Consider the following 11,432-nt stretch of genomic DNA (forward strand, 5'->3'; position numbering starts at 1 on the left):
ATCGTCATTTGAAAACTCTTATGGGCAATACCCGCAAAACTGATGCGTATCTATGACCTCAACCGCAACAATGTCCTCTGCGCGAGGACCAAACGGACACATTGTCGAGCCGACCGCAGATCGGCGCGGAGGTCAGAGAGATGACCAGTACACGCCCCCCACGCCGGGGTGGAGCCAGCGAAGGCGGACCACCCCGCCGCCGGCGGACGCAACCGGGGCTGGCGGCAGTCCTGGGCGTGGCCCTCGTGGCGGCGGCCGTCCCGGCTGTCTGGTTCCTCACCCGTGACGGCGCCACCGTGGAGCAGGCGGCCGCGGAGCAGCCCGCGCCCGCCGCCAGGCCGTACAAGCCCAAGGAGACGAGCTTCTGGTCGACCGGCACGCGGGTGAAGGCATCACCCCGTGCGGACCGCACACCCGTCGAGCTGGGCATGCGCTTCACCGCGGCCCACAGCGGCTGGGTGACGGGGGTCCGCTTCTACAAGGCCCGCGGTGACAAGGGCAAGCACACCGGGAGCCTGTGGAGCGCGGGCGGCAAGCGGCTGGCGCGCGTCACGTTCGCCGGAGAGAGCGCCGCGGGCTGGCAGGAGGCCCGCTTCGCCTCGCCGGTCCAGCTCAGGGCCAGGCAGGTCTACACGGTCTCCTACCACAGCGCGGGCGGCAACTACGTCGGCAGCACGGGCTTCGACTCCGCCCGTTCCGGCCCGCTGACCACGGCCTCCCGCAACGCGGGAGTCTTCGGGTACGGCACGAGCGCCTTCCCGCGCCGGTGGAACCCCAAGGGTTACAACTACTGGGTGGACGTCATCTTCAAGTGGCGCGACCGCTCTCCGGCCCCCGGGACCACACAGTCGCCCCAGCCGACGGCACCGGAGTGGACGCCGGCCGACACGCCCACTCCGGGCGTCACCTCCTCCGGCACCGACCAGACCCCCGGCACGGGTCCGAGTGAGAGCGGCGGCACGGGTCCCAGCCCGAGCACGAGCGGCGAGGGCACCCCGACCCCGAGCACGAGCGACGGCACGGGCCCCAGCCCCAGCGCGAGCGACAGCACCGCCCCCAGCCCGAGCGCGAGCACCACCGAGCCCGGCGGTCACAGCCCCGGCCCGAGTCAGACCGGCCCCAGCCCCAGCACCAGCCCCACCAAGCCGGGCACGCCGACGCCGACCTCGACCCCGGAGCAGACGCCGACCCCGAAGGTGACACCGACCTCGACCCCGGAGCAGACGCCGACCCCGAAGGTGACACCGACCTCGACCCCGAAGGTGACACCGACCTCGACTCCAAAGGTGACACCGACCTCGACTCCGAAGGTGACACCGACTCTGCGGCCGACGCTGACCGCGGGGCCGACGCTGACCCCCGACCCGGGTAACGGCGGTTGCGCGGGCCACCCGACCCCGGCCTGCACCGGCGTGCCGCCCGGCACCACGCTGACCGCGATGACCCTCAACGAGGACGGCGCCGCCTACCGGGTCACCAAGCCCGGCGCCGTGCTGAACGGCGTGCACATCCCGGGCGACCTGCTGATCCACGCCGAGGGCGTGACCATCAAGAACAGCCGGATCGACGGGGGCGTCATCAACGCCGACGGGCCCCGGAGCTACCGCTTCACCATCACCGACTCGACCATCGGACCCGCCAAGGGCTGCCAGACCCTGCCCGGCATCGGACAGGACAAATACACCGCCCTGCGCGTGCACATCCGCGGCCACGGCGACGGCTTCCGCGCCTCCGGCGACGACATCGTCATCCGCGACTCCTACGCCGCCCTGTGCTCCAACCCCGGCGACCACTCCGACGGCATCCAGACCTACGACACCGGCAAGGGCCTGATCTTCGACCACAACACCATCGACCAGCGCGGCGCCAAGGACGTCACCGCGCCGATCTTCCTGGTCGACGACCAGATCGTCGACGCCACCGTCACCGACAACCTCGTGATGGGCGGCACCTACAGCATCCAGCTGAAGAACGCGCGCGGAAAGCTGGTCATGCGCGGCAACAAGCTGGTCGACAAGTCCTGGCTCTTCGGGCCGGTCGAGGCCGACTGCAGGTCCATCGACTGGGCCGACAACTCGCTGGTGACGATCGACCAGAACTACCGGATCACCTCGGTCGTGGGACCGCTGAGGTGTGAAGGCTGAGCTGATGAAGGCTTGGCCGATGAGGGCTGAGCTGTGAGGGCTGAGCTCGAAGTGTGAGGCCGCGGGTGCGGGCGGTCAGGCTCCGGTCTGACCGCCCGTGCCACCGGATCCGCGCAACAGCTCCATGGTGGTGCGGACGCGCCAGGACGGCCAGGACGCGCCGGGGGCGCGGGGCCGGAGCGCGGCCGACTCGGTGACGCTGCGCAGCAACGACCCCGCGGCACCGATCAGCAGGAACGCCAGCCCGGTGACGATGGCGAAGGACAGCAGGTCGAAGGTCGCCGCCCCGATCAGCGGGACCACCATGCAGGCGGCCAGGGTGAGGCCCAGGTCGCGGGTGCCGGGATCGTCGCTCAGGTGGCGCGCCCGGAGTCCCGCGTACATCGCGCACCCGAACATCCCGATGATCGCCCCGATGCCGATCAGGCCGGTCTCCACCGTGGACAGGATGTACTGGTTGTCGAAGACCTGATGTTTCGGGGCGTACCACGTGCCCGCTCCACGGCCCAGCCACAGGTGCTTGGCGATCTCGTGGGCGGCGACCTCGTAGTCGTGGGTGCGGTAGCGGATGCTGTCGTCGTTGCCGAAGTTCGCGAACAGGCCGTAGAACGTGCCCAGCAGCCCCGGAACCATGATCCTCATCAGGACCAGGAAGACGACGACGACTCCCATGGCGTGCATCCGCCGCCGGGCGGGCCAGCCGAGGAACAGGATGACGCCGACGCCGGCCAGCCCGAGCACCGCGGACCGCGAGACCGAGAACATCAGGCCCATCCCGATCAGCCCGGAGCACACCCACCACCGCAGGGCGGGCTCGGCGCGTTCGCCGGCCTGGAACCCGTAGTGGACGGCGATCGGCAGGAGCATCGCGCACACGACGCCGAACTCGATGGGATGGCCGGTCGTCCCGGCGACCCGGCGGAAGTCGGAGCGCGCGGTGATGAACCCGTCCTCGGAGGTGTAGCGGAGTCCGGGGATCTGCATGTATTGGGTGAGGTCGAGGTCGAACAGGAACTGGCAGGCGCCGATCACCGCGATGACCGAGCCGGCCACCACGAGGGCCTGGAGCACGAAGTCGAGGCGTGCGACGCCGCGGACCCCGTCGCACATCATGAGCGCGATCCCGGCGTTGGCCACCAGCAGGACCAGGGCGTGGTCGGCGAGGTTGAGCTCGTCGGAGGGCATGTAGCCGTAGGTGGCGTAGCCGTAGGTGGCGAGCATCGCGGTCAGGAAGACGAACAGCGCGGTGCGCACCGGGTTGCGCCCCTTGGCCATCCCCAGCGTGAGGGTGAGGTGGGCGCACAGCCACAGCAGGGCCGCGGCGAGGGCGATGAGGCTGGCCGGCGTGATCGACAGGGGCAGCGCCCGGAAGACCATGCGGGCCGGGACGATCAGCAGGGTCACGGCGAAGATCCCGGCCAGGGTCGCGCCGTCGGCACGCCGGCGGGCCGGCAGGACGAGTTTGGCCACCATGGGTCAGTGCCTCGCAACCGGGCCGTCGGCGGGCGACCGGCCGTTGAGGGCGGCCCTGACCGGCGCGGGATCCGGGTCCGGAAGCGCACCGGCGTGGTCCGGGACGCCGCTCTGGCCGCGGAGCCTGCGCCGGTGGAAGAAGCTCTCGGCCATGAACGTGGCGCACAGGCTCGCCACGACGCCCACGCCCGCGGCCGCCGCGACGGCGCGCAGTTTCCGGCCCCGCTGCGCCATCGGGGTGGTCGGCGGCACCGCCTCGTAGGTGGTGATGTAGGTCGCCACGGGGGCCCGCACCACCTTCTGCCGGTGGTCCAGCTCGGCCTTCGCCCGCACGATGACCCGCTTGACGATGTCCTGCGCGCCGGCCGCCGAGGACGCCTCGCCCTCGATGAACAGGAACGGTCCAGTGGCGAGCGACTCAAGGTTGTTGCCGCCGTTGGTGACCTTGAAGCCGAAGTCTCCGCCGTCCGTCACGCCGAGCTCGGCCGCCATGTCCGAGGTCCCCATCGCCGCGATGAGGATCGAGGCCGAGACGCTCAGCCCGTGGTCGAAGTTGAGCATGGGGTTGGTCAGGCCGTTGGGGATGTCCGGGTTGGTCGGCAGACTCCCGCCGGTGGTCGGCGTGGTCAGGATGAGGACGGCGCTGGAGGTGTAGGTCGTGGGGATCGTCGAGTAGAGGCCACCGGCGGCGGTCAGCGACAGCGCGAATATCGGCAGGAAGATGTACCAGCGGCGGAAAACGACAAGGACCGTTCCCCAGAAGTCCATGCGCGCTTCCTCCCCGAACCTGACGACGGGCGACCGCACAGAAGCCCGCTAATGGTCATCGCCCGGACCGGGGCGAGGCGTTACTCGGAATCGGAACGGGCCCGAGGTTGCGCTGAACGCCCGCCGTAACGGAGCAATTGATGTGACGATACTGATTGGGGGTGTTTCATGACCACTGATCCCGCATGACTGGAGCCCACCGTCCATGACCGAGCTGGCCGTCATCACCCCGAGTCACGGGCCCGACGCGGAGCTGTTCGCCGATCTGCACCGGTCGGTTCTGGAATACACCTCGGACGAGACCGTGCACCACGTGATCATCTCTCCGGTCTGGAAGAGCGTCTTCGCCAAGTACGCCGGGCCGCGCTGCCGTATATGGACCTACGGGGAGCTCCTTCCGAAGCGCTACTTCCGCCTGGCCCCCTACCACCTGTGGGCCAACTCCCGCAGGCCGTGGCCCCCGGTCCGGGGCTGGGTCATGCAGCAGACGCTCAAGATCGCCCTTGCCGGCCGGCTCGACGCGGACGCCGTGATGATCGCCGACTCCGACGTGGTGCTGGTCCGCCCGACGACCGTGGAGAGCTTCACCGCCGACGGGCGGCTGTGCCTGCACCGGGAGGAGAAGGGGGTGACCGCGGACATGGAGCGGCACGTCCTGTGGCACCAGGTCTCCCGCGAGCTGCTCGGTCTCCCCCCGGCGCCGCCGCCTCCGCTGACCGACTACGTGACCGCTCTGAACTTCTGGACCCCGGCCACCGTCCGCGCCATGCAGCGGCGGGTGAGCGAGACCACCGGGCGAGACTGGCTGGACGCCTTCAACTCCCGCCTGCACATCTCGGAGTTCATGCTCTACGGCGTGTTCGTCGACGAGGTCCTGGGCGAGGACACGCCGCCCCCGCCCTCCAACACCACGATCTGCCACAAGAACTGGCAGCGGACCCCGCTGGACCGCGAGGGGGCCATCGCGTTCGCCGACCGGCTGGGCCCCGAGGCGGTGGCGATGATGATCTCGGCGAAGTCGGAGACCCCGGCGGACGCGCGGCGGGCCGCCATCGAGCGGTGCGCTCAGATCACCGGATGACCGCCGGGCGGCCACGGGGAGGACGTCGCGGGCCCGGTCACTTCTCGTGGTCGTCGCGGCCGCTGGCCCGCATGAACACGATGGTGTCGCCGGCCTCGTCGTCCCGGTGCGCGAACGGCTCGTTCTCGATCAGGACGACAAGCTGCTCGGAGTCGTCTTGGAACGGTCCTTCGGCGGACTCTCGCACATCCGTGCGCGGGTAGACGGTCAAGGGGGTGTCGACGGGGTCGGGGGTGGAGAGCGCGGCCGCCCCCGGCCCGCCGCGCCCGCCCGCGGGAGCCGGCGCGGACGCGGGATCGGCGGAGCGCCCGCCCCTGCGCATCTGGGTCGCGGCGTAGGCGATGGTGATGCCGGCCAGGAGCACGAGGAACAGGGTCCCGCCGGCGGCCGTCAGCTTCCCCGAGAGCTTGGCCTCGGGGGTGGAGGAGGGCACCACGTCGACGATCGATATGAAGGTGGAGCGCGGGGCCTTGAGCGCCTGCTGGCGGTTGGCCAGCTCCCGGCGGACGCGCTGCTTGGCCTTGAGCACCACGTCCTGGGCGGTGGCGGCGGACCTGCTCTGGACCTCCACGTAGACGAACGGGCCGTTCGTGCTGATGCCCAGCAGGTTCGGGTTGGTGCGGCCGTCGTTGATCGTGATCTCGGTGGTGCCGTCCTTCACCACGCCCAGCTCGGCGGCGACCTCGGGGGCGTTCATGGAGAGGATGAGGATGCCGGCCGTGACCCGCAGACCGTCGCTGAACTGAAGCAACGGGTTCGTCAGCCCGAGCGGCTTGGTCGGGTCGGACGGGAGCGTTCCACCGGTCGCGGGGGTCGTCAGCACCATGGACGCGGTCGACACGTAGGAGGTGGGCATCAGGAAGAAGACCAGGGCCGCCGCGGCGAGCGCGAGTGCGGCCAGGGGAGGGCCGATGGTTCTACGCTTGACGAGCCCGAATATGGCCTTCCAGAAGTCCATATTTCTCCGCCCCTAATTTATGACGGGGCACCGCCACCCCCCGAGACATACAACCAACTACCCATCGGCGAGCGCGGATCTCCCGTTACACCAGCCGGACACCGGGCAGGCCACGTCGCATTCCCTCATCGGATGTTACGTCTGGTGACGATACAGCGATAGACCCGTCGATAGGCCAAAAAGGGGGAGATGTGAGCGCCCCCATCACCTCAAGATGGGGGTTTATCGGATGAAATCGCCCGAAAGGGATGTTCGGGATGGCCCGGCCGGCGATCAGGTACGGCCTTCCGGAGACTCCGGCGGGCCGGTCGGGCGGGTGTCCGGAGACCGCGGCAGGCTGGCGGGGCTGGACGGGATCCGCGGCGTCGCGGCCCTGTTCGTCATGGTGCACCACTGCTGGTTGATGGCCTTCCCCGGATACCCGGCCGACACCGGCCCGGGCTGGCTCGGCTGGCTGCTCTACGGGCACATCGCGGTGGTGGTCTTCATCGTCCTGTCGGGCTTCTCGCTGGCCGTCTCCCCCGCACGGTCAGGATGGCGGCTGGGCGGCATGGGCCGGTTCGCCCAGCGCCGCGCCTGGCGCATCCTGCCGCCCTACTGGGCCGCGCTGGTGTTCAGCCTGGTGATCGCCTGGACCCTGGTCTCCCAGCCGGGAGAGGGACCGCCCACCGCCAAGTCGGTGGTCGTCTACGGCCTGCTGCTGCAGGACCTCTTCGGCGCGCCGAGCCCCAACGGGGCCTTCTGGTCCATCGCCATCGAGGCCCAGCTCTATCTCGTCTTCCCGCTGCTGCTGCTGATCCTGCGCAGGGCGGGCGCGGCCGTGATGCTCGGCGCCGTCACCGTGATCGTGGCGGCGATCGGCCTGCTCGCGCCCGCCGTGCCCGCCGTGGGCATGCTGATGCGGCTGACGCCCCAGTTCGCCGTGCTGTTCGCGGTGGGCGTGGTCGCCGCGGGCGTCATCGCCGCGGGCGACCGCCTGCGGCGGCTGCCCTGGCACTGGCTGGCGCTGCTCGCCGCCGTCCCGGTGCTCGCGGTGATCGTCGTGCGGGGCTCGGTCTGGACGGTGGGGAACTACTTCTGGATCGACATCGCGCTCGGTCCCGCGGTCGGCCTGCTGCTGGCCGCGGTGGCGACGGGCCGCCCGGCCTTCCTGGTCCGGCTGCTGGACCTGCGGCCGATCCGGAGCCTGGGCTCCTTCTCCTACACGCTCTACCTGATCCACGCCCCGATCGTCGTGGCGATCCACCAGCTGGTCGTCGCACCGAACGTGCCCGCGGGCCTGCCCGCGTTCCTGGCCGCGCTCGTGCTGGCCGTACCGGTGGCCCTGCTGGCGGCCCGGACGTTCGCGGCGGTCTTCGAGCTCCCCTTCCAGCGGCACCGCAGCTGGCCCGCGCTGCGCGAGGCGGCACGGGCCAGATTGTCACGGATGCGCGCGGCCGTACGTCCCGCGCCGTAGGCGACGGGCGGCGGCCGGGGCCGTCAGCTCACCCGCGCCAGCGCCTCGGCCTCGTACTCCAGCGCCAGCTCCTCCGGCATCGGGTCGAGGTCGGTGCAGCGCACGAAGTCGCGCAGGGTCGTGCCGGTGCACGCCGCGTCCACGTTGGCCGCGCCCCGGCGCGCCCGCACGTCGTCGATGTTCACGGTCCGGAAGTCGATGCTGAAGCGGGTCCTGCCCGAGGTGTTGGGGACCGTCGAGTGCAGCTGCGCGCCGGAGAACAGCATCACCCCGCCCGGCTCGGGCACCACCCGCACCTGCGGGTCGAGCTCGACCGGCTCCTCGGGCCTCGGCTGCTCCCTGGTGTCGCTGCGCACGTGCTGGGCCGCGCTGAGCCGGCTGGTCCGGTTCCACTCGGCGTAGTCGTAGCGCGCGCTCCCGTTGCGCACGGGGCGGTCGAAATACTTCGGGTGGAAGGCCATCACGTTCTCCGGCACCACCGGGTAGATCGGGATCCACCAGTTGAGCTGGTTGAACGGCGCGGAGTACCAGCAGTCGCGGTGCGGGTGGAAGGCGTAGGAGATCCCGGAGGTGAGGTAGTCGTTGGAGGTGGAGGTGCGCAGCCGGGGGACGTCGAAGTAGGTCCGGTCGAGCGGGCAGCCGAGATCGGCGAGGACGGCCGGCAGCAGCTCCTTGCACCGGGGGTGATGGATGAACCTCGGCTTGAGCCCGGCGAGCAGCGCCGCGAACTCCTCGACCGGCATGTCGAACTGCGCGGTCTCCGGGTCACGGCCGCCGAACGCCTCGGTGATCAGCTGATGGGCGAGGCCGACGAGCTCCTTGGAGGCCGGTGTCGCGGAGTAGGTGAACACCTTCCCCTCGTAGAGCAGGCCGCGCCGGGTGTCGTCGTCCACCACGCTGTTGGAAAAGACGGTGGTCATCCTGAGCGCTCTCCCTTGTTCACGACTTGTTCACGACTGATGCGACTGATGCGGTCGGCGCGCCGGGCACGCGCACGGTGGTTCATGATCAGCTTCTGCCCGACGGGCGCCCGGCGGCCCGGCCGGGCAGGAGCAGCCCGGTGCCCAGCCGCACGAGCTTGCGGCTGCGATGCGAAACCGTCCGCCACTGGCGGCGGGCGTACATCCGGTGCGCGGCGGCGTACGCGCGGCGGCGCTGCTCCTCGGTGAGGGGGGCCTCGCCCAGCCAGCGCAGGATCTCGCGGTACTGCAGGGTCGAGGAGAAGCGCGCCTGCCAGGCGGGCACGCCGAGGCGGCGGCCGACCACCCCGATGCGTTCGTGCTTCCAGTTACGGTGGGCCAGCACCTCGGGCACGTGGCCCCACGGCCCGGCCAGCGCGAGCTTCGCCGCGAAGACCTCGTCCTCACGGAGCATGTTGCGCCGGGGGATGCCGACTACGGAGGCCCGGCGCATCAGGCCGTACAGGGGGTCGATCAGCAGGTGGCTCTCGTTGAGCATGCGCAGCATCTCGGCGAACCGCTCGGCCGGGTCGTCGGACAGCAGGCCCCCGCCGTCGTAGACGCCGGTGCTGGTGGTGCCGTCGGGATCGGTGTAGGCCACCTGCGTGGTGACCAGGATGAGGCGCTCGTCCTGGGCGAAGGCGCTCAGGGAGCGGGAGACGCAGGCGGGGTCCAGCCGGTCGTCGTCGCCCACCCAGCGGAAGAACGTCCCCCGGGCGATCCGCCCCGCGTGCACGAAGTTGTTGAGCAGCCCCACGTTGTGCGGCTGCCGGTGGTAGACGACCCGGTCGTCGGAGCGCGCCAGCTCCCGGCAGAACTCCTCGGTGTCGTCGGTGGAGGCGTTGTCACAGATCACCAGCTCGATGTCCGTGTGGTCCTGCGCCAGGACCGACCGGACCACGCCGTCCAGCCGCTCGGCGCCGTTGCGCACCGGCAGTCCGATGGACACCAGGGTGTCGGAGTCAAGCATCCGGTTTCCTTCTCCAGTCAGCGAGAGCGTAAGGGGATCAGCTCGGTCACCCTGCCGCCCAGCTGCCTGAGCACCGCCTGCGGCACGACGACGAGGACGTAGGCGAGCAGCCCCGTGCCGCCCGCCACGCACAGTTGGACCAGCGGGACGCCACGGGTGACCTGGGCCAGCGACATCATGACGACCACCGCGAGCACGCCGCCCAGCAGCGGGCGCACCAGGGCGGAGGCGACCGGGGCGAGGACCACTCCCGCCCGGTGCAGGGCCAGCGTCGCCAGCGGCAGGGCCACCAGGACGGCGACCACCGCGTGCCCGATCGCCGCGCCGCGGATGCCGTCCAGCCGCGCGCCGGCCGTCAGCACGGGCAGCAACGTCACGGCCCAACCCAGGTTGAGCCAGACGGTGGACTTGGTGGCGCCGAGAGAGGCCAGGACGTCGAAGGCCAGGGCGGTCAGCATCCGCACGGCCATCACGATCGCCAGGAAACGCAGCACCTCGGCGGAGGGCGCCCAGCGCTCGCCGTACAGGAAGACCACCAGCGCGGGAGCGAGCGTGCCCATCATCACCGCGATCGGCAGCACGATGGACAGCAGCAGCGGGACCGCCCGCTGCACGCCCAGCGACAGCGACCGCGGATCCTCCTCCGCCAGCCGCGAGAAGCTGGGCAGGGCGACGTAGCGGACGGCCGTGCCGATCAGGCCGGGCACCCAGCTCGAGATGTTGAAGGCCAGCAGGTAGAGGCCGAGCAGGGTGGGCCCGAGGGCGTTGCCGACGATGACGGAGTCGGCGTTGAGCAGCACGCCCTCGATGCCGAGGCTCACGCACAGCGGGAGTCCGAAGGTCAGCAGCCGCCTGACGACCGCGCGGTCGAGGCCGATCCGGATCCGCAGCCTCGCGAAGGCGACCACCAGCACCCCGGTGACCACGGTGCCCATGAGCTGGCCCCAGGCGAAGCTGAAGGCCCCGGCGCCCCCGGCGGCGAGCGTGATGGAGACCGTGGCGTTCACCAGGAAGCCCACCAGGTTGGCCTTGGTGAGCTTGTCCTGCTCGAACCTGCGCAGCAGCGCCGCGCTGCGCACGGCGGTCAGGCCGTAGACGACGTTGGTGGCCGCGAGGACCCGGATCACCCAGGTGGCCTCCTCGCTCCCGGACAGCTGCGCGAAGAACGGCGCGATCACCCAGAAGATCCCGTACAGGACGCCGCTGGACACGATGGCCACGACCGTCGCCGTGGGCGCCATGTCCTCAAGCCTGCCCCGCCACTGCACGGTCGCCGCGATGATGCCGGCGTCGTTGATGTGGACGACGAGCTGGCTGGCCGCCAGCGCGATGGCGAAGACGCCGAAGTCCTCGGGTACCAGCAGGCGGGCGAGGACCAGGCTCATGGCGAACGAGCCGACTTTCATCGCCAGGTTGCCCAGCACGCTCCAGCGCAGCCCGCGACCGGCCTGGCGGCCGATCTCCCCGACCCGGCCGTTCTCCCCGTCCGGGGAGGCGGCCGGGCCGGGCGGCCCGGACTCCGGGTCCGTGCCCGTCGCCGGCTCCGCGCCCTGTCTGTCTTCCATGTCTTACCTTTCACAGCCAGCCCGCCGGGCCGCCGGCGCCGTCTCGGCGGCGGCGGTC

At 70.8% G+C, this 11,432-nt stretch carries 9 protein-coding genes; 3 read left to right on the plus strand and 6 right to left on the minus strand.

Annotation, left to right across the window (positions count from 1 at the left end; genetic code table 11):
- Nucleotides 1-236 precede the first annotated feature (236 nt).
- Nucleotides 237-2,144, plus strand: coding sequence for a DUF4082 domain-containing protein (locus ACZ6R6_RS04465; protein WP_470090130.1), 1,908 nt, complete (start codon nt 237-239; stop codon nt 2,142-2,144).
- Between the two features lie 75 nt (nt 2,145-2,219).
- Here ACZ6R6_RS04465 and ACZ6R6_RS04470 read toward each other — a convergent pair whose 3' ends face one another.
- Entirely contained in the window at nt 2,220-3,617 is a 1,398-nt protein-coding gene (locus tag ACZ6R6_RS04470; RefSeq protein ID WP_470090132.1) for an O-antigen ligase family protein, read from the minus strand.
- 3 nt (nt 3,618-3,620) lie between these two features.
- Nucleotides 3,621-4,385, minus strand: coding sequence for a hypothetical protein (locus ACZ6R6_RS04475; RefSeq protein WP_470090133.1), 765 nt, complete (start codon nt 4,383-4,385; stop codon nt 3,621-3,623).
- A gap of 205 nt (nt 4,386-4,590) precedes the next feature.
- Between ACZ6R6_RS04475 and ACZ6R6_RS04480 the strand changes: the two genes are divergently transcribed.
- Entirely contained in the window at nt 4,591-5,466 is an 876-nt protein-coding gene (locus ACZ6R6_RS04480) for a DUF6492 family protein (RefSeq protein WP_470090135.1), read from the plus strand.
- A gap of 37 nt (nt 5,467-5,503) precedes the next feature.
- Here ACZ6R6_RS04480 and ACZ6R6_RS04485 read toward each other — a convergent pair whose 3' ends face one another.
- A complete protein-coding gene (locus ACZ6R6_RS04485) occupies nt 5,504-6,424 on the minus strand; it encodes a hypothetical protein (protein WP_470090136.1) in 921 nt (306 codons plus the stop codon).
- 316 nt (nt 6,425-6,740) lie between these two features.
- On the opposite strand from ACZ6R6_RS04485, the gene ACZ6R6_RS04490 reads away from it, so the two are divergent.
- Nucleotides 6,741-7,880 carry an acyltransferase family protein gene (locus ACZ6R6_RS04490; protein ID WP_470090138.1) on the plus strand — a complete coding sequence of 380 codons (1,140 nt, stop codon included), beginning with the start codon at nt 6,741-6,743 and terminating at the stop codon, nt 7,878-7,880.
- Between the two features lie 23 nt (nt 7,881-7,903).
- Here the strand turns inward: ACZ6R6_RS04490 and ACZ6R6_RS04495 are convergent, their stop codons facing one another.
- The 3 genes from ACZ6R6_RS04495 to ACZ6R6_RS04505 all read right to left on the minus strand — a co-directional run bounded on the left by ACZ6R6_RS04495 (nt 7,904) and on the right by ACZ6R6_RS04505 (nt 11,374).
- Nucleotides 7,904-8,800 carry a phytanoyl-CoA dioxygenase family protein gene (locus tag ACZ6R6_RS04495; RefSeq protein WP_470090139.1) on the minus strand — a complete coding sequence of 299 codons (897 nt, stop codon included), beginning with the start codon at nt 8,798-8,800 and terminating at the stop codon, nt 7,904-7,906.
- An 88-nt stretch (nt 8,801-8,888) separates the two neighbouring features.
- The gene (locus tag ACZ6R6_RS04500) at nt 8,889-9,809 is read right to left on the minus strand and encodes a glycosyltransferase family 2 protein (RefSeq protein ID WP_470090141.1); all 921 of its coding nucleotides are present in this window, start codon (nt 9,807-9,809) and stop codon (nt 8,889-8,891) included.
- Between the two features lie 17 nt (nt 9,810-9,826).
- Complete coding sequence (locus ACZ6R6_RS04505) at nt 9,827-11,374, minus strand: lipopolysaccharide biosynthesis protein (protein WP_470090143.1); 1,548 nt, start codon at nt 11,372-11,374, stop codon at nt 9,827-9,829.
- Nucleotides 11,375-11,432: the final 58 nt, after the last annotated feature.

Source organism: Streptosporangium sp. NPDC048886 (genome assembly GCF_055586905.1).

Coding starts and splice junctions, on each gene's coding strand:
- ACZ6R6_RS04495 (WP_470090139.1), bottom strand. CDS start 8,800: ATGACCACCGTCTTTTCCAACAGCGTGGTGGACGACGACACCCGGCGC.
- ACZ6R6_RS04500 (WP_470090141.1), bottom strand. CDS start 9,809: ATGCTTGACTCCGACACCCTGGTGTCCATCGGACTGCCGGTGCGCAAC.
- ACZ6R6_RS04470 (WP_470090132.1), bottom strand. CDS start 3,617: ATGGTGGCCAAACTCGTCCTGCCGGCCCGCCGGCGTGCCGACGGCGCG.
- ACZ6R6_RS04485 (WP_470090136.1), bottom strand. CDS start 6,424: ATGGACTTCTGGAAGGCCATATTCGGGCTCGTCAAGCGTAGAACCATC.
- ACZ6R6_RS04505 (WP_470090143.1), bottom strand. CDS start 11,374: ATGGAAGACAGACAGGGCGCGGAGCCGGCGACGGGCACGGACCCGGAG.
- ACZ6R6_RS04475 (WP_470090133.1), bottom strand. CDS start 4,385: ATGGACTTCTGGGGAACGGTCCTTGTCGTTTTCCGCCGCTGGTACATC.
- ACZ6R6_RS04480 (WP_470090135.1), top strand. CDS start 4,591: ATGACCGAGCTGGCCGTCATCACCCCGAGTCACGGGCCCGACGCGGAG.